Origin of the sequence: Rhizobium sp. LjRoot30 (assembly GCF_964253915.1) — a bacterium.
Classification (GTDB): Bacteria; Pseudomonadota; Alphaproteobacteria; order Rhizobiales; family Rhizobiaceae; genus Metarhizobium.
Map to the genome: position 1 here is coordinate 174,152 of NZ_CAXUSG020000004.1, position 17,561 is coordinate 191,712.

Annotated in this window: 19 protein-coding genes; 13 read left to right on the forward strand and 6 right to left on the reverse strand. The window is 62.4% G+C overall.

Annotated features, from left to right (window positions below; translation table 11 throughout):
- Window positions 1-2: 2 nt before the first annotated feature.
- Genes ACSQ3I_RS10610 through ACSQ3I_RS10620 form a run of 3 tightly spaced genes read right to left on the reverse strand, consistent with a single transcriptional unit; the run spans window position 3 to window position 1,609 of the window.
- Window positions 3-635 carry a glutathione S-transferase family protein gene (locus ACSQ3I_RS10610; RefSeq protein WP_435998999.1) on the reverse strand — a complete coding sequence of 211 codons (633 nt, stop codon included), beginning with the start codon at window positions 633-635 and terminating at the stop codon, window positions 3-5.
- Window positions 635-1,345, reverse strand: a complete 711-nt coding sequence (locus tag ACSQ3I_RS10615) for a Rieske 2Fe-2S domain-containing protein (protein ID WP_435998618.1) — start codon at window positions 1,343-1,345, stop codon at window positions 635-637. Before ACSQ3I_RS10615 ends, ACSQ3I_RS10610 begins: the two co-directional genes overlap by 1 nt.
- Window positions 1,346-1,375: 30 nt before the next feature.
- Window positions 1,376-1,609 carry a hypothetical protein gene (locus tag ACSQ3I_RS10620; RefSeq protein WP_435999001.1) on the reverse strand — a complete coding sequence of 78 codons (234 nt, stop codon included), beginning with the start codon at window positions 1,607-1,609 and terminating at the stop codon, window positions 1,376-1,378.
- 494 nt (window positions 1,610-2,103) lie between these two features.
- Here ACSQ3I_RS10620 and ACSQ3I_RS10625 point away from each other — a divergent pair, with 494 nt between their 5' ends.
- The 9 genes from ACSQ3I_RS10625 to ACSQ3I_RS10665 all read left to right on the forward strand — a co-directional run bounded on the left by ACSQ3I_RS10625 (window position 2,104) and on the right by ACSQ3I_RS10665 (window position 12,393).
- A complete protein-coding gene (locus tag ACSQ3I_RS10625; RefSeq protein WP_435998620.1) occupies window positions 2,104-3,216 on the forward strand; it encodes a BMP family ABC transporter substrate-binding protein in 1,113 nt (370 codons plus the stop codon).
- Between the two features lie 32 nt (window positions 3,217-3,248).
- Window positions 3,249-4,847: an ABC transporter ATP-binding protein gene (locus tag ACSQ3I_RS10630; RefSeq protein WP_435998622.1), complete on the forward strand. Its 1,599-nt coding sequence runs from the start codon at window positions 3,249-3,251 to the stop codon at window positions 4,845-4,847.
- 2 nt (window positions 4,848-4,849) lie between these two features.
- Entirely contained in the window at window positions 4,850-5,902 is a 1,053-nt protein-coding gene (locus ACSQ3I_RS10635; RefSeq protein WP_435998624.1) for an ABC transporter permease, read from the forward strand.
- A 12-nt stretch (window positions 5,903-5,914) separates the two neighbouring features.
- On the forward strand, window positions 5,915-6,850 hold the full coding sequence (locus tag ACSQ3I_RS10640) for an ABC transporter permease (RefSeq protein ID WP_435998626.1): 936 nt from the start codon (window positions 5,915-5,917) through the stop codon (window positions 6,848-6,850).
- Between the two features lie 10 nt (window positions 6,851-6,860).
- Window positions 6,861-8,261, forward strand: a complete 1,401-nt coding sequence (locus ACSQ3I_RS10645) for an 8-oxoguanine deaminase (protein WP_435998628.1) — start codon at window positions 6,861-6,863, stop codon at window positions 8,259-8,261.
- A 13-nt stretch (window positions 8,262-8,274) separates the two neighbouring features.
- Entirely contained in the window at window positions 8,275-9,132 is an 858-nt protein-coding gene (locus ACSQ3I_RS10650) for an aromatic ring-hydroxylating dioxygenase subunit alpha (protein WP_435998630.1), read from the forward strand.
- Window positions 9,129-10,469 carry an amidohydrolase family protein gene (locus ACSQ3I_RS10655; RefSeq protein WP_435998632.1) on the forward strand — a complete coding sequence of 447 codons (1,341 nt, stop codon included), beginning with the start codon at window positions 9,129-9,131 and terminating at the stop codon, window positions 10,467-10,469. The genes ACSQ3I_RS10650 and ACSQ3I_RS10655 overlap by 4 nt, the downstream gene beginning before the upstream one ends.
- A gap of 125 nt (window positions 10,470-10,594) precedes the next feature.
- Window positions 10,595-11,959 carry a guanine deaminase gene (gene guaD, locus ACSQ3I_RS10660; RefSeq protein ID WP_435998634.1) on the forward strand — a complete coding sequence of 455 codons (1,365 nt, stop codon included), beginning with the start codon at window positions 10,595-10,597 and terminating at the stop codon, window positions 11,957-11,959.
- A gap of 113 nt (window positions 11,960-12,072) precedes the next feature.
- Window positions 12,073-12,393: a hypothetical protein gene (locus ACSQ3I_RS10665; RefSeq protein ID WP_435998636.1), complete on the forward strand. Its 321-nt coding sequence runs from the start codon at window positions 12,073-12,075 to the stop codon at window positions 12,391-12,393.
- On the opposite strand, the gene ACSQ3I_RS10670 is transcribed toward ACSQ3I_RS10665, so the two are convergent.
- Window positions 12,380-13,234 (reverse strand): MurR/RpiR family transcriptional regulator, encoded by an 855-nt coding sequence (locus ACSQ3I_RS10670; protein ID WP_435998638.1) that lies wholly within the window; start codon window positions 13,232-13,234, stop codon window positions 12,380-12,382. The genes ACSQ3I_RS10665 and ACSQ3I_RS10670 overlap by 14 nt on opposite strands.
- Window positions 13,235-13,516: 282 nt before the next feature.
- Between ACSQ3I_RS10670 and ACSQ3I_RS10675 the strand changes: the two genes are divergently transcribed.
- Window positions 13,517-14,233, forward strand: coding sequence for a sulfate transporter family protein (locus ACSQ3I_RS10675; protein WP_435998640.1), 717 nt, complete (start codon window positions 13,517-13,519; stop codon window positions 14,231-14,233).
- A gap of 9 nt (window positions 14,234-14,242) precedes the next feature.
- On the opposite strand, the gene ACSQ3I_RS10680 is transcribed toward ACSQ3I_RS10675, so the two are convergent.
- Window positions 14,243-14,668 (reverse strand): VOC family protein, encoded by a 426-nt coding sequence (locus ACSQ3I_RS10680; RefSeq protein ID WP_435998642.1) that lies wholly within the window; start codon window positions 14,666-14,668, stop codon window positions 14,243-14,245.
- 83 nt (window positions 14,669-14,751) lie between these two features.
- Between ACSQ3I_RS10680 and ACSQ3I_RS10685 the strand changes: the two genes are divergently transcribed.
- Window positions 14,752-15,336 (forward strand): TetR/AcrR family transcriptional regulator, encoded by a 585-nt coding sequence (locus ACSQ3I_RS10685; protein WP_435998644.1) that lies wholly within the window; start codon window positions 14,752-14,754, stop codon window positions 15,334-15,336.
- On the opposite strand, the gene nth is transcribed toward ACSQ3I_RS10685, so the two are convergent.
- Window positions 15,301-16,080, reverse strand: coding sequence for an endonuclease III (gene nth / locus ACSQ3I_RS10690; RefSeq protein ID WP_435998646.1), 780 nt, complete (start codon window positions 16,078-16,080; stop codon window positions 15,301-15,303). The two genes, ACSQ3I_RS10685 and nth, sit on opposite strands and share 36 nt — an antisense overlap.
- A 22-nt stretch (window positions 16,081-16,102) precedes the next feature.
- Here nth and ACSQ3I_RS10695 point away from each other — a divergent pair, with 22 nt between their 5' ends.
- Both ACSQ3I_RS10695 and ACSQ3I_RS10700 read left to right on the forward strand, forming a co-directional pair.
- Complete coding sequence (locus tag ACSQ3I_RS10695; RefSeq protein WP_435999003.1) at window positions 16,103-16,600, forward strand: DUF2244 domain-containing protein; 498 nt, start codon at window positions 16,103-16,105, stop codon at window positions 16,598-16,600.
- Window positions 16,601-16,667: 67 nt separating this feature from the next.
- A complete protein-coding gene (locus ACSQ3I_RS10700; RefSeq protein WP_435998648.1) occupies window positions 16,668-17,546 on the forward strand; it encodes a methylated-DNA--[protein]-cysteine S-methyltransferase in 879 nt (292 codons plus the stop codon).
- The last annotated feature ends 15 nt before the right edge of the window (window positions 17,547-17,561 follow it).

Consider the following 17,561-nt stretch of genomic DNA (forward strand, 5'->3'; position numbering starts at 1 on the left):
GGTCAATGGTAATCGGGAATGCCCGGCATCGTGAAGAAATCGGGCAAGGCGCGAAATTTGCGAATCCACAGGCGAAGCGCCGGGAACTCGTCATGATCGATACCAAAATCCCGGCTCAAGGCGAAGGAGGGGAACAGCGTCAGATCCGCCAAACTCGGCTTGTCCCCGGCAAACCAGTCGGCACCGTCGAAATGCCGTGCGGTCATGTGGTCGTCCATGATGCGGAAGGCTTTTCGCGCCCCGGCCCGGAGGGCCGTCTCGTCGCCCGGCGTGTCGAACAGCGACTGCAGGCGGGCCTGCTTGGCGTCTTCGAGTATAGTTGCGGAAAAATGCAGCCAGCCTGCCACCCGGCCGAACCCGGCGGCATCTTCGGGCAGCCAGGTCCGGGCCGGGTCGTATGCCCTGGCAAGATAGGCGAGGATCGCCTCGGTACCGGCAAGCGTCAGGTCGCCATCGACGAGAACGGGCAGGGTGCCTTGCGGATTGACCGCCAGCATTGCCGGCCTCGTATGCTCCAGGCCGGGGAACATGTCGATGGCCACCGTCTTGTGCTCCAGCTTCAGCATCGCAAGCAACAGCCGGACGCGAAAACTGTTTTCGTCGAGATCATAATTATAGAGGGTGATTGCCGACATCATGCCATCTCCGCGACGGGTGTGGAGGCGGTTTCGAGCAGCAGGCGAAACGTTTCGGCCCAGCGGGCGAAATGTTTCTGCCCGGCGCCGCGATAGGTTTCCGCCGATCCCTGAATGACCAGATGGAGGGCCGTGCGCGTCGCGCTGAAGGGCTGGCAGGCGATCAGCAGGCGGTCGTCGCCGGTTGTGATCGCGACGATCCCGTCGACGATGGCCTCGAAGCGGGGTGCCGCATCGCCGGTGAAGGCAGGGATGTTGGCGTTTCTCAGCGCCGCAAGCATGGCCTCGAAGGGACGGTCGATGTAGATGCTGCGGACGGGCACCGCTTCGCCATCCCCGACCGGTATGTTGGCTTCCGCGGCTTCCGAGGACAGCGCCGCCCAGATGAGGCCGCCCTTTTCCGCTGCCGTGTAGGTCGGCACCTTGATGGTCTTTGGCACGTCGAGGGTGGGGTGCGCCGGGATGTACTGGCACTGGCCGGCGGTGTCATATTGCCAGCCGTGGTAAAGACAGGCGATGTGGTCGCCGCGCACGAAACCGAAGCTCATGCGCATGCCGCGATGCGGACAGCGGTCCTCCCAGACATGGGCGGCGCCTCTGGTGTCGCGCCACACCACCAGCTCGGCGCCGCCGACCAGCGTTCCCGCCGAGGTTCCCGGCTCCAGCGCGGTGGACAAGGCCACCGGTATCCAGCCCTTGTGTTCAGTCATATCAAACGCTCCATAGGCGCCGTCCGGCCGTCAATGGCCGGTGCGCACGACATCCAGAATTATGCAATCATAAGGCCCGAGGCTGCAGGCCATCTCGAAGGCATCGACCAACACCTCGTCGCCGGTGACGGAAAGCTCGATTGCCGCAGCGCTGCAGGCGCCGACCGTCAGGGCGATATCGAGCCGGCGGGCGCGGTGGCGGGCGAATTCGAGAAAGCTCTCTGGTTCGATTCGGCCGAGAAAGGTGAAGCGGGCTTCTTCCATTCTCAACAGTGCCTCAGGCCGAAGCTTCGACAGATCAATTTCATCCCATTCCCCTTGCCGCATTCATGAGCTATAAGCCTAAAAAATAGACATGCTGCTGATTTAGGCATTTTAGGCAATTGCGCGCCTGGAGTTCAAGCGGTTTTTTCGGCGAAGATGTTGCCTTTTGCGCAGCACTCTTCTGCAAGAATTGGCTCTATTGCGAACAACTCATATCTGAAACAGTTTTCCCATCGGCCGCCGACAGGCGTCAGCAAACGAAAATCCAGCGTTTTTTCGGGCGAGGCGCGTAAGCGTTTCTGCCGCCTTTAGACGTGGCCGATGGCTTTCGGTCTCGTTCAAGTTCGCGCGTTCCGGCCTGTATGAACGGTCGGGATGCGGAGTGCCGAGACTGCAGGCAACTGGCACGGTTGTTGCGTCGGAAGAGGACGAGGCTCCCGTGCCGCTTCGCAAAAGTTTTCATGTCTTGGACATCACAATCAAAAGGGGAACACATGATCGACCTGCGTAATCTCTCCCGCCGCGGCTTTCTCAACATGGGCGCTGCCGCCGGCACGTCGCTGTTGCTGCCGAGCGGCCTGATCCGTCCGGCGCGCGCCGCCGAGCCGCTGGCGGCCGTGGCGGAAGAAAACGCCGTGATCGCCTTCGGCCATACCGGCCCGGTGACCGACGAAGGCTGGACCTGGAGCCACGACCAGGGCATGAAGGCGGTGCAGGAGGCCTTCCCGAAGCTGAAGACCCTGTTCGTCGAAAGCATTCCTTATTCTGCCGACGCCACCCGCACCTTTCGCCAGTTCGTCTCCGAAGGCGCCAACATGGTGTTCGCCACCTCGAACTACGGCGATTTCCTCTACGACGTCGCCAAGCGGTCGCCGGAGGTTGCCTTCTATGAGTGCGACGGCCGCAATCCGCTCGACAACCTGTCCACCTACTATCTGTCGCACTGGTATCCGACCTATGTCACCGGTGTCGCCGCCGGCCTGATGAGCAAGACCGGCAAGCTCGGTTACGTCGCTTCCTTCCCGGTTCCTTCGGTGTTCTCCGGCACCAACGCCTTCCTGATGGGCGCCCGCTCTGTCAATCCGAACGCCACGATGCAGGTCGTCGTCATCAACTCGTGGTTCGATCCGCAGGCCGCCACCCAGGCCGGCACGGCGCTGCTCGACAACGGCTGTGACCTCCTGTTCGGCATCATGGACGAGGCCGGTTACCTGCAGGTCGCCGAACAGCGCGGCGCCAAGGCGGTGATGTGGAACACCGACATCCGCCGCTACGGCCCGAAGGCCTATGTCTCCTCCATCGTCATCGACTTCAAGAAATACTATGTCGAGCAGGTGCGTCTGCGTCTCGAAGGCAAGTGGACGCCGTCGCACACGCTGCTGACCATGGGCGCCGGCGTCGACCGCGATGCCTGGGGCGAGACGGTTCCGGAAGAAGCCCGCAAGCAGGCCGATGCCGTCCGCGAAAAGATCCTTGGCGGCTGGAGCCCGTTCACCGGCGAGATCAAGGATTCGAAGGGTAATGTGAAGGTCGCCGCCGGCCAGACCATGACCGAAGAAGAACTCTACAACTGGGATTGGTCGATCGAGGGCGTTGTCGGCCTCTAAGGCCGGCGCGATCGGAAGATCCGGAGAACAGCATGACAGCGTCTGCCGCAACACCTGCCCCCATGGAGATCGCTCCGGGAACGCCGCCGCTCGTGCTGCTCAAGGGTATCTGCAAATATTTCCCCGGCGTCATCGCCAACAAGGACGTCGATCTCGACGTGATGCCGGGGGAAATCCATGCGCTGCTCGGTGAAAACGGTGCCGGCAAATCCACGCTGATGAATATCCTCACCGGCATCTACCAGCCCGATGCCGGCGAGATCATCATCGACGGATACGCAAAGACCTTTGCCTCGCCGGTCGAGGCGATCGCCTCCGGCATCGGCATGGTCCACCAGCACTTCAAGCTGGTGAAAGCCTTCACCGTGGCGGAAAACATCCATCTCGGCTGGGGCGAGACGCCGAAACGCATCAGCGCCCAGGCGCTCGAGGCGCGCACCGCGGAGCTTGCCAAGGCGCTCAATCTCGCCGTCCGGCCGGAAGCGCGTGTCGGCGAGCTTTCGACCGGCGAACAGCAGCGTGTCGAAATCCTTCGCGTCCTCACCCGCAATGCCCGCGTGCTGATCCTCGACGAGCCGACCGCCGTGCTGACACCGGCCGAGGCGCATGAGTTGTTCAAGGCGCTGAAGGAGTTCGTCTCGCGCGGCAACGCCGTCATCTTCATCAGCCACAAGCTGGACGAGGTTCTGGAGATATCCGACCGCATCACCGTGCTGCGCGGCGGCCGCAAGGTGACGACGGAACTGACCAAGGACTGTTCCCAGAAAATGCTGGCCCGGCTGATGGTCGGCCACGACATCGTGCTCAGCAATTTGCGCGCCCGCGGGCCGGATGCGGCTCCGGTCTCGAAGGAACCGGTCATGCGCCTGCGCGCGGTTTCCGCCCGCAATGGCGACGGCAATACCGTGCTGCAGGGCATTTCGCTGGATATCCATGCCGGCGAGATCCTCGGCATCGCCGGCGTCGCCGGCAACGGCCAGAAGGAGTTGAGCCAGGTGCTGACCGGCATGCGGCCGCTGGTATCGGGTGATATCATCGTCGGCGGCAAGGATTTTTCCGGCGCAGGTGCTGCGGAATTCGCCGCCTTTGGCGTCGGCCACATCCCGGAAGATCGACTCTACAGCGGCCTTGCCCCGGCGCTCAGCGTCACCGACAATGCGGTTATCCGCGAATATATGAAGCCGCCGGTCTCCGCCGGCCGCTTTTTTCGCCCGCGCGCCGCCACCGATCTCGCGCGGCAGATCGCCGAGGCAGCCTCGGTGATGGTGCCGGATTTCGGCATGCCGGTGCGCAATCTTTCCGGCGGCAACCAGCAGCGCCTCGTCGCCCGCCGCGAGATGCGCATCGCCGACAAAGTGCTGATCGCCGCCTATCCGAGCCGCGGCCTCGATGTCGGCGCCATCAACACGATGATGCGTTATTTCGTCGAGCTGCGCGATCTCGGCGTCGGCGTCATCCTGATTTCCGAAGAGCTGGAGGAATTGTTGAACCTCTCCGATCGCATCGCCGTGATGTTCCATGGCGAAATCATGGGCATTGTCGAAACCGGCAATGCAAGCATCGAAGACATCGGCCTGATGATGGGCGGCCAGCGCGGCAGTTTCGTCGCCGCCAGCACTGCGGAGGCCTGATCGTGTCCATTCGTTTCCAGCGTTTTCCGTCAGCCCCGCCCTCCGCCGCCCTTGCCGCCCGCCTTGCTGCAATCGTGCTGGCGCTGCTCGTCGCCGGCATCATCCTCGCCGGCACCGGCGCCAGCCCGCTGAAACTGGTGGGCCAGGTGATCAAGGCCACCTTCGGCTCCAGCTTCGGGCTGGAGGATGTCGGTCTCCTGGTGACGCCGTTGATCCTCACAGGCCTTTCCGTCGCCGTCGCTCAGCGCATCGGCGCGTGGAACATCGGCGGCGAGGGCCAGTTTTATGCCGGCGCCTTTGCTGCAACGGGCGTTGCCCTGTTCATCCCCGGGCCGAGCATTGTGATGCTGCCGCTGATGTTTGTCGCCGGCGCCATCGGCGGGGCGCTGTGGATCCTGATCCCGACGCTGGCGCGCGCCTATGCCGACGTCAACGAGCTGATCACCACGCTGCTCCTCAATTTCGTCGCCACCCTGCTGGTCTATTGGGTGGCGACCGGCCCCTGGCTCGATCCGGGCGGCCAGGCGCTGGCGACGACGGCGCGGCTGCCGCACGACATTCCGGAGTTCTGGGGCATCGTCCATTGGGGTTTTCCGCTGGCGGTGGTGATCACCATTCTCGTCGCCGCCGTGCTTGCCTTCACCCGCTGGGGGTATGAGGTGCGCATCGCCGGCTCCAATCCGCAGGCGGCGAAATATGCCGGCATGCCGTTCCGTCGGCACCTGATCCTCGTCATGCTGCTGTCGGGCGCCATCGCCGGCATTGCCGGCATGTTCGAGGTGGCCGGCACCGTGCATCGCCTGCAGGGCGGTATTTCCAACAATTTCGGCTATCTCGGCATCATGGTCGCCGTTCTGGCACGCGGGTCGGCGCTTGGTGTGCTGGCGGGGGCGGCGCTGATGGGCATCATCCTCAATTCCGGCATCATCCTGCAGACGCAGGGGCTGAACGTCTCCACCGTGCTCGCCATCACCGGTCTCATCCTGTTTTTCACCGCCATCGGCGACGAACTGGCGCATTACCGCATCATCCGCACCGAACCGGCCAAGGCCTGAGGATTTTTCGTCATGGATCTTATCGCGGGCCTTATCCAGACCTCCATCCTCGCCGGCGGCGTTCTGGCGCTCGCGGCACTCGGCGAAGTGCTGGCCGAGCGGGTGGGCGTGGTCAATCTCGGCGCGGAAGGCCTGATGGCGCTCGGCGCCATCACCGGCATCGCCACCGTCGTCGCCATTCCCAACCCGGCGCTCGGCTTTCTCTTCGCGCTGCTGGTCGGCCTTTTCGTCGGCTGCATCTTCGCTTTCGTCACCGTCTATATCCGCGCCAACCAGGTGCTGTGCGGCCTCGCCTTGACCTTGATGGGCACCGGCCTTGCCGCCACCATCGGCAAGGCCTATTCCGGCATGCCGGCACCCGCCACCTTCGCGCCGATCGCCATTCCCTATCTCAGTGAGATCCCGGTCATCGGCCGCGGCCTGTTCACCCAGAACATCCTCGTCTACCTGATCTATATCGTCCTGCCGATCGCCCTGCATTACCTGATGTTCCGCACCCGCCACGGGCTGAACATGCGCGCGCTCGGCGAAAATCCGGCCGCCGCCGATGCCGCCGGCATTCCGGTGCAGAAGATCCGCTTCTGGTATGTCGCGGCCGGCTCGGCGCTCGCCGGTGGGGCAGGGGCCTACCTGACGCTCGCCTTCGTGCCGTCCTGGTCGGAGGGCGTGGTCGCGGGGCGCGGCTGGATCGCGGTGTCGCTGGTCATCTTTGCCGGATACCGGCCGCTGAATGCGGTGGGGGCGGCGCTGCTGTTCGGGTTGATCACCTCGCTCGGTTTCGTCGGCCAGGCGCGCAACTGGCCGATTGCGGCGCCGATCCTGTCGATGCTGCCCTATCTCGGCACCATCGCCTTCATCATCGTGCCGGTCGTTGCCTGGCAGCGCATGCGCCGCATCATGGCCGCGCCCGCCGCCCTCGGCGAACCCTATTACCGCGACGTGCGCTGAGGATTTTGCGATGCCGACCCTGCTGGTCAAGAATATCAGCCATCTCGCCACCTTCGACGACGACAAGCGCGAGCTGACGGATGCCGCCATTCTCGTGCGCGACAATGTCATCGAGGCTGTCGGCACCATGGCGGAACTCGGGGAAACGCCGGCCGACGCGGTGCTCGATCTCTTCGGCCACATCGTCATGCCGGGTTTGGTCAACATCCACCACCACATGTACCAGAACCTGACCCGGGTCATGGTGCAGGATGACGAACTGCTGGTTTGGCTGAAGACGCTTTATCCGATCTGGTCGAACCTCGACGATGAGGCCATCGGCGTATCTGCCAGGGTCGCCATGGCGGAACTGATCGCTTCCGGCTGCACGACGAGTTCGGACCATCTCTACATCCTGCCGAACAATTGCACGCTCGATGCTACCATCGATGCGGCACGGGATCTTGGCCTGCGGTTCCACGCCGCGCGTGGCGCCATGTCGCGCGGCCAGAGCCAGGGCGGCCTGCCGCCGGACAGCTGCGTCGAGAAGGAAGAAGACATCCTCAGGGATGCCGAGCGGCTGATCCATCGCTACCACGACAACGACCGCCATTCGATGAGCCGCATCATTCTTGCACCCTGTTCGCCGTTCTCGGTGACGCCGGGGCTGATGAAGGAGACCGCAGCGCTCGCCCGCAGCCATAAGGGCGTGCACCTGCATTCGCATCTGGCCGAAGACCTGTTCGAAGAGGTCTATTGCCATGATATCTACAAGATGCGGCCGGTCGGCTTCGCGGAATCGGTCGGCTGGCTGGGGCCGGATGTCTGGTTCGCCCATTCGATCTTCATGACCTCGGATGAAATCGACCTGTTCGCCTCAACCGGCACCGGCGTCGCCCATTGCCCTTCCGCCAACATGCGTTGCGGCCAGGGCATCGCCAAGATCCGCGAGATGCTGGACAAGGGCGTGGCCGTCGGCCTCGGCGTCGACGGTTCCGCCTCCAACGACACCTCGAACATGTTCATGGAGGCGCGGCTGGCGATGATGCTGCAGCGCGTGGCACCGAATAAATATCTTTCCGAGACGCCCGGCGGGCGCGGCGGCTTTGGCGGCACGCCTTCCGCACTGTCGGCCCGCGAAGCGCTGACCATGGCCACCCGCGGCGGCGCGAAAATCCTCGGGCGAGACGATATCGGTTATCTTGCGCCCGGCATGAGCGCCGATTTCATCGCGGTGAAGCTCAACCAGCTCGGCCTTTCCGGCACCCAGCGCGATCCCCTGGCGGCCCTGGTGATGTGCGGTCCATTCAAGGTCGACTATTCCTATATCAACGGGCGGCAGATCATCGGCTCAGGCGAATTCCGCCACACCGATGTTGAAAGCCTGCTCGCAAAACACCAGACTGTCATGGACAGGATTTACAGCCAGTAGAAAGGCAGAGGCGATGAGCACATGCACCGACAAGGCCGCTCTCGACCAGTGGCACGTCATCGACACCGAAACGCTGATCCCCTACGGCGCCTCGCGCAACCGGTTGCTCGGCACCGATCTCAACGTGATACGCATGGCGGACGGCACGATCACCATCACGCCGGAGGGCGAGGACCGGCAATTGCCGATCATCCGCCAATTCGGTTTCATCTGGACGACGCTCGGCAGTCCGAACCACGATCTCTTTCCTATCCCCGAAGCCCACGAGCCGGATCGGCGCGTCGTCAATTGCGGTGTGGTGTCGGTCAAGGCATCGGCGCTGCGCATCGTCGAGAATTTCCTCGACATGGCGCATTTCCCCTTCGTGCACACCGATATCCTTGGTGCCGAGCCGCATACGGAAGTGCTGCACTACAATGCGGAGATCCGCCGCGATGTCGACGAGGTCTGGGCGACGAACTGCCAGTTCTTCCAGCCGCAGGCGGCATTGTCGGCCACCGGCGGCCTGATGACGCAATATGTCTACCGCGTGATGACACCGTTCACGACGCTGCTCTACAAGACCTGTCCGAATTCCGAGACGCGACAGGACCTGATCTGCCTGTTCGTCCAGCCGCTCGATCCCGACCGCTGCCGGGCGCATCCTGTCATGTTCCTGATCGACGACGTCTCGACGGTGACGGAACTGGTGGGTTTCCAGCAGGTCATCTTCCTGCAGGACCGCATCATCCTCGAAAACCAGCGGCCGGTGCTGTTGCCGATGGAGCCGCGCTCGGAAATCCCGACGCGAGCGGACGCGACCTCGATCGCCTATCGCCGCTGGCTGAAGGAAAAGGGCATCACCTACGGCACGACGGCGCAGGCGGCATGAGCATGACACAGGGTGCGGCGGATATCGCCATCGTCAACGCGGTCATTTTGCCGATGGCAGGGCGACCGAAGATAGAAAACGGCGCGCTGACGATATCAGGCGATGCGATCACTGCCGTCGGTCCTGCCGCCGAGATCGATACGCAGGGCGCGGCAAAGGTGATCGATGCCAGGGGTCGCGTCGTCATGCCCGGCTTCGTCAACTGCCACACGCATATCGCCTCCAACATGCTGCTGCGCGGCCTGCTGGAAGACGTGCAGCTCTTCGAATGGCTGAAGACGATGTGGCAGCTCAAGCGCAATTTCGATCCCGACACGCTCTATTGGGCGAGCCTGATGGGGCTGGTCGAGATGGCAAAGTCGGGCATGACCACCTTCAACGAACATTTCGATGCCTATGCCGTCAGCCCGGAACTGGAGGCGCTGAAGGTCGTGCCGCTTCGGGCGACGCTCGGTTACGGTTTTGCCGACCGCGGCATCTACGAGCCGATCACCGACTGGTCGTGGAAGGCGCTGGAAACCTTTGGCGATCGCGTTTCACAATATCACCGCAGCGGCAATGACCGCATCCACCTCGCCCTGTCGCCGCACGCGCCCTATTCCTGCGGCGCGGACATGTACCGGCTGGTGCGCGAAGTGGCGGATGCCGAGGATGTCGTCATCCACACGCATCTTGCCGAGGGGCCGCAGGAAATCGCCTATGTTGCCGAGACCTACGGCACGACGCCTGTGCAATGGCTGCATTCGCTGGGTTTCCTGAAAGGCGATGTCACGGCTGCCCATTGCACCCAGCTTAACGACGACGATATCCGCATCATGGCGGAGACGGGCACGAAAATCGCCCATTGCCCCTGCTGCAACGCCAAGCTCAATTCCGGCACGATGCGGCTGCGTTGCGTGCAGGAGGCGGGTGTCACCGTCGGCCTGGCAACCGATGGGCCGGCCAGCCACAATTCGCTGGATATGTTCCAGGAAATGAAGTTTGCCGGCATGATCCACAAGGACAAGACCGGTGACGTCGAGTTCCTCAAGACCAACGAGCTTCTGGAACTCTCCACCCATGGCGCCGCCCAGGCGATGAACCGGCCGGAGGTCGGATCGCTGGTCCCGGGCAAGAAGGCGGACGTGATCATTGTCGATCTCGACAAGCCGCATTGCCTGCCGGTCTACGATCACGCAGCTGCTCTCGTCTATTCCGCTCGCGCCGACGATGTCGTCACCACCATCGTCGATGGCCGGGTGATCATGGAGGACCGGGGCCTGCCCGGGATCGACGAAGCCGAAATCCGTGCCAAATTCCGGGAAAAAGCCTTGGCGCTTCGAGACCGTAGCCTTTAACTGGGGCATGTCCCGTCGAGGCGATGCGCGTCGGCGTCGGATGATGCCATGGAAACAGATCCGGGGCGCCGCAAGCAAGCGGATTTCGCAAAAACACCCCGGCTGGCTGTCTTGAGGAAGCATAAATGACCCATCTGCGGAACAAGGCGATCTGCGCCTCCGGATTTCACTCTCCGGAGCGCGGCGTGATCGACGTTCTCGACGACGTGCTGATTTCGGTTGACGAAAACGGAACGATTGCCTCGATCCATCGCCACGGCGATCCGAACTACCGCACCATACGCGAAACCCGTGCCGCCGCCGGCGAACTGGTGACGCTGCCGGAAGGCTCTTATCTCCTGCCCGGCTTCGTCGACCTGCACGTGCATGCGCCGCAATTTCCCCAGCTCGGCAATGCGCTCGACGTGCCGCTGGAAGTCTGGCTGCAGAAATACACCTTTCCGCTGGAAGCACGATACGAGGATCATGCGTTTGCCCGCCGCGCCTATCGGCTTCTCGTCGACGACCTGATCGCCAACGGCACGACGACGGCGCTCTATTTCGCCACCATCCACCAGGACGCGACGCGTATCCTTGCCGACACCTGCCTGGAGCGCGGCCAGCGGGCGTTGATCGGCAAGGTGGCGATGGACAATCCCTTAGAGTGCCCGGACTATTATCGCGACGCCTCGCCCGAGGCGGCACTGTCCGGCACGCGCGATCTCATCGACTATATCCGCAAGCACCCCGACAATGCGGAAAAGCGGGTGCTGCCGGTGGTGACGCCGCGTTTCATTCCTTCCTGCACCGATGCGGCGCTGGAGGGGCTGGGCGCTATCGCCCGCGAATGTGGCTGCCATGTGCAGACGCATTGTTCGGAAAGCGACTGGGCGCATGGTTACGTGCTGTCACGCCATGGCATGACGGATACGGCAAGCCTCGATCGTTTCGGCCTGCTCGGACGGCACAGCGTTCTGGCGCATTCGAATTTCCTGACGGACAAGGATGTGGAGACGCTGAAGATACGACAATCGGCCGTGGCGCATTGCCCGATCTCCAACGCCTATTTCGCCAATGCCGTCTTCCCGCTGCGGGCGGCGCTGGAGAAGGGCATGAATGTCGGCCTCGGCACCGACATTTCCGGCGGCCCGAGCGCCTCGATGTTCGAGAACTGCCGGGCGGCGATCATGGCGTCGCGCATGCTGGAAAGTGGCGTCGATCCGCGGCTCGACGCGGCAACGCGCAGCACCTTCGGCCCGGCGCGCATCGATTTTCGCGATGCGTTCCATGTGGCCACCGCTGGCGGTGCAAAATCCCTCGATCTGCCGGTCGGGCAATTTTCTCCCGGTTACCGATTCGACGCAATGGTGGTCGATGTCTGTGCCGATAAAGGAGCGATTCGCCTGTGGGATGATCTCGATAGCGGTGAAACCATCCTTCAGAAGATCATTTTTGGCGCCTCGCGCGCGAATATCGCTGGTGTTTGGGTCGATGGCCGTAAGGTCGCCTGAGTATATCTGTTTATCGTCGGTGATTTCTCGCAATAGTGATCACACTGCCCGATGCGCTAAACTATCATGTACTCAGAAGTCGTAACACGGATGTAACGTGAGGAAATCAAGTCATGCCAATGGCGACCGGCCTTATTGAAACCAGCAGCGCGCTGCGTTTTTTGCAGCAGCTCTCCAAGGATTTTGGTCAGGAGGCCGCAGACGGTGACCGTGAGGTTTGTGCCGAAGCTGCCATGCCCGGAGGCGGTATCGCGCGGATGAAAGCGGATGCGCAAGGATTGACGGTCACGCTTCTCTCCGACGACCCTGCCGTCATCGCCCTGTCGAAACGCCTGATCGAAGGTTACATCGCCAATTGTCCGTTTCGCGACCAGCTCGACCACGTCGAATGGGTCGATCGTGACGGCCCTGTCGCCAGCTTCAGCGACGCATGAAATCCCCGAAAATATCCTGAAGTTCACTGATCCGCCGGGTGCGTTGGCTGATTGCCTCGCCGCCGGCGACGATGACTGATGTCAGCAGGAAGTCCAGGAGCGCGGTCAGCGGCGTAAAGCTGTCCCATATCCTCGGGCGTGTCGAGGGAAGCACCAGCGTAATGTCGGCGGCTTCCCGCGACCAGTCGCAATGCGGATCGGTGATCAGCAGCACCGTGTGGCCGGCTTTTTTCGCCGTTCGGGCCAGGGTGCGCGATTTTGAGGCAAAGCGGCGGCAGGTGATGACGATCAGCAGGCTGTTGCCGGCATCGCGGCCGAGCAGTTCGGCATAGGTGCCGTTCTGCCCGTCCATGTAGCAAACCTTGTCGCGGGCATAGGTCAGCTGCTCGGTGAAGTAGCGTGCAACGCCGCCGATATTGTGGAAGGAGGCGACAAAAACCTCGTCAGCAGAGATGATTGCCTGAACCGCGCTGGTCCAGACCGGCTGGGCGGTCATGGCATGAAGCTGCTGCAGCGCGTCGATCTGTTTTGCCATGACCTCGGCAAGCAGCTGGCCGTCCTGCATGTCCCTGTGCAGGATTTCGAGGCGATCGTTGACCTGCCATGCGGAGAAGACGGTGTTGTCGTTGCCATCGGGGCGTATCTCCGTGAGGCCCTGATAGCCGAGGGCACGCAGGAAGCGCCCGACGGTCATCGGGCTGAGATCGAGCTGCACGGCGATCGATGCGGCCGTTTCGACGGAGAGTTCGGAGAGGTGATCGGAAAAATACTTGGCAATCTTGCGCTCGGCAGGCGTCCCGCTCCTGACGTACTGCTGCAGTTTTTCGACGAGGTCTTGCACGCCCCTTTGCCTTTCGCCCGGCGTATCGAAGCCTCGGCCGATACGCATACCATCCAGACGGGCAGAAACAGGAAGCATCCCGAAAAGCGCTGGAAAATAAACGGATTACCTTGCCATCCCTGCCGTCCTCCACTTATATTAGAACCATCTTTATTTTCAAGTGTTTGTAGTAGAATATTTCGGCTTGCGGGGGATCTTCTTCCGGCGGGATTGTAGACGCGCCTCCTTGTCCGGAGGAATGCGCTTCCCTACATCTGGGCTACCCTAGAAAAGGACCGCTGCATGATCCTAGACGCCGCCAGGCTCGCCTTCTTCAATCTTTTTGCACCGCAGACGCGGTCGGTATTCTGGAAGGTACTTGGCCTGACCATCCTGGTCCTGGCCGGATTGTGGTTTGCGCTCCGCAGCCTGTTCATCTATTTCGCGTTGCCCTGGATCGACAGTTTCCTGCCGGGGATTCCCGACTGGGCGGGGTGGCTTGCTTTCGTCTTCGGCATTTTCGCCAGTATCGGCCTGGCGTTGGCACTGGGGCTGTTGCTGTCGCCGGTCACCGCCGTCATTGCCGGCCTGTTTCTCGACGACGTGGCCGAGGTGGTGGAAAAACGCGATTATCCGGCCGATGTGCCGGGCAGGCCGCTTCCGCTGGCGGAGGCGATCACCGGTTCGATCAAGTTTCTCGGTGTCGTCATCGTCGGCAACTGCATAGCCCTGCTGCTGCTCTTCATTCCAGGCGTCAACCTGATGGCATTTTTCCTGGTCAACGGTTACCTGCTTGGACGGGAATTCTTCGAGTTCGCCGTCATGCGGTTTCGCTCGCCGGCGGATGCGCGGCTCTTCCGCTCCCGACATGCCGGCACGGTTTTTCTCGCCGGCCTCCTGATCGCGGCATTCCTGGCCGTGCCGCTGCTGAACCTGCTGACACCGCTGTTTGCCGCCGGGCTGATGGTGCATCTGCACAAGCTGCTGTCGAAGCGCGATGTCGTTGCCGCACCGCGCTGACGGCAGCGGTCACTGCGGCAAGGCCGAGGCCTCATAGAGAGCGGCGAATTCCGCGCTGGGCGGGATCGGCTTGATGATGTCGATCAGCACGCCGTTCGGATCGGCGGTGATGAAATGCCGCTGGCCGAAATCCTCGTCACGGATTTCCTTGAGGATCGGCAGGCCGGCATTGCGGCAGGCCGCGTAGATGGCGTCGACGTCCTCCACTTCGAAATTCAGCAGCAGCCCCGAAACCTTGCCGCGGCCTTGTTCCGGAATGGTTTCGTGCGTGCCGTCGAGGACGGCAAGCGTTACATGGTCATCCTCGCTCGATTGCAGGTGAATGTACCAATCGCTTTCGAACAGCGGCCGGAAGCGGAAATGGTTGCAATAGAAGGCAGCCGTGCCGGCAACGTCGCCGGTCATGATGACGGGGTAATAGCTCGTCGATTTCATCTCTTTTCCTCCGGTTCATATTTGCGTACAATCTGTATGTTTTATTAAATAACATGCATACAGTTTGTACGTAAAGAGGAAAAATGAGCCGCAGCAATCGTGAACGCACCGAGGCAACCAGGCAGGCGCTGATCGCGGCCGGTCGAAGACTGTTCGTCGATCGCGGTTATGCCGAAACGCCGACCCCCGATATCGTCACCGCGGCGGGCGTGACGCGGGGTGCTCTCTATCATCACTTCGAGGACAAGAAGGCCCTGTTTCGGGCTGTCATCGAGCAGGAAGCCGCCGCGGTTGCGCTGGCGATCGAGGCGGGTTCGGCGGACGCGACGACGCCCAGGCAGGCACTGCTGGCCGGCGCTGCGGCCTATTTCGATGCCATGGCGGTGGAGGGGCGAACACGGCTTCTGCTGCTGGAGGCGCCGGCGGTGCTCGGCCCGGTCGACATGGCGGCCGTCGACGGCGACAATGCCGAGGCATCGTTGCGGAGTGGCTTGCTGGATGTGGTGAAGGGGTCCAGGTCGGAGGCGCTTCTCGGGCCGCTCACCGCACTGTTTTCCTCTGCCTTCGACCGTGCAGCCCTTGCTATTGCCAGTGGTGGCGATCGCGCCGAATACGAATCGGCGATCGCTTTGCTACTCGACGGCCTCGCCGATGAACTGCGGCGGTAGCTCGACGAGTGGGGCTGGAATATCCACCGTCTTTTCGGGCGATCGACAGAGATCGGCAATGACGCAGCGCTCGCATTCGGGGCGCCTCGCCTTACAGGTATAACGGCCATGCAGGATCAGCCAGTGATGGGCGTGATAGAGATAGTGCTTCGGAATGGTCCGCAGCAGGTTTTCCTCGACTTCATCCGGGTTCTTGCCCGGCGCCAGCAGGATACGGTTGGCGATGCGGAGAATGTGGGTGTCGACGGCCATGGTCGCCTGGCCGAAGGCCATGGACAGTACCACATTCGCCGTCTTGCGCCCCACCCCCGGCAGCATCACCAGTTCGTCACGCGTCTGCGGTACCTCGCTGCCGAACTGTTCGATCAGCATGCGTGACAGCGCGATGACGTTCTTCGCCTTGTTGCGGTAGAGACCGATGGTCTTGATGTAACCGATTACGCCTTCCTCGCCGAGCGCCAGCATTTTTTCGGGCGTATCGGCCACCTTGAACAGGCCGCGTGTCGCCTTGTTGACGCCGACGTCGGTTGCCTGCGCCGACAGTGCGACGGCGACGACCAGCGTGAACGGGTTGCTGTGCTCCAGCTCGCCCTTCGGCTCCGGACGCTGCACCGAAAAACGGCGAAACATCTCCTCCAGTTCCGCCTTCGTATAGGCAGTCTTGGTCAGGCCGGGTTTGCGACGCGGTGCCGCATTTGACTTTTTCAAGCTTTGGGTGCTGGATTGAAGCGCAGTTTTTTTCATGGACAAGCTATATCCATCCGCCATGGCAGAAGGCAACGCCGAGACATTCAACGACCAGCCGGTTTTTGCAGCCGAGCTCGTGCCCTACCGTTCGTTGGGGGGCAAGGGTTTCCGTGTGCTGTTGCTGATCACCGGCGTCATCTGCTTTGCCCACGGGATATTCTTTTGCGTTTCCGGCGCCTGGCCGGTCGGCCTGTTCTTCGGGGCGGATTTCCTGCTCCTCTGGGGTGCCTTCCTGATCAACTACCGGGCGGCGAAGGCGCGGGAAGAGGTGACGGTCTCGCGCACCAACCTATCCGTCCGCAAGTTCGCGCCGTCCGGCCGCATGGTCGAGCATCGTTTCAACCCGTTCTGGGCGCGCTTTCGCGTTCGCCGGCATTCCGAGATTGGTATCGTGGCGATGCATGTCTCCGGCGAGGGGCGGCGCACCGATGTCGGTTCCTTCCTCAATCCGGACGACCGCGAAAGTTTCGCCCGGGCGATGACCGGCGCCCTGGCCACCGTTCGCCAGCGGATCTGAACGCCGGCAAGAATCGGGTGGTTTGTTCCGGTTTTTCGTGGTTTTCTCCGGGCCAAGGAGAAAACCGATGAACATGATCGCGAACCTGAAAACCGATATCGATATCACCCCCGATGGCCCCGATTACGAGACCGTCCGCAAGGTTATCGAGCTCATCTCGGAAGATTACCGCGACCAGCCGTCGCTGGAGACGATTGCAGCAGCACTGAACCAGTCACCGACGCAGCTTCAGAAGACGTTTACGCGCTGGGCCGGGCTATCGCCGAAAGGTTTCCTGCAGGCCGTGACGCTGGATCACGCCAAGCGGCTGCTGCGGCAGGAAGAATTGCCGCTGCTCGAAACATCGCTGGAGGTCGGCCTGTCCGGCCCGGGCCGCCTGCACGACCTTTTCGTCACCCACGAGGCCATGTCGCCGGGCGAATGGAAGGCGAGGGGCGGTGGCCTGACGATCCGTTACGGTTTCCATCCGTCGCCCTTCGGCATCGCGCTGGTCATGGCCACGGATCGTGGTCTCGCCGGGCTTGCCTTTGCCGATGTCGGTGAGGAGCAGCCCTGCCTCGAAGACATGACCTGCCGCTGGCCGAACGCCGACTACATCGAGGACAGCGAGGCGACGCAGCCTTATGCTGCGCGCATCTTCCAGCCCGGGCAATGGTCGTGCGACCAGCCGCTGCGGGTGGTGCTGATTGGCACGGATTTCCAGGTGCGCGTCTGGGAAAGCCTGCTGAAGATCCCGCTCGGCCGCGCCGTGACCTATTCCGACATCGCCCAGGATATCGGCCAGCCGACGGCAAGCCGCGCCGTGGGTGCCGCCGTCGGCCGCAATCCGATTTCGTTCGTCGTGCCATGCCACAGGGCGCTCGGCAAGAACGGTGCCCTCACGGGGTATCATTGGGGGCTGACGCGCAAGCGCGCCATGCTCGGCTGGGAAGCCGGGCAGGTTTAAGCGCCCGTCAGGTCG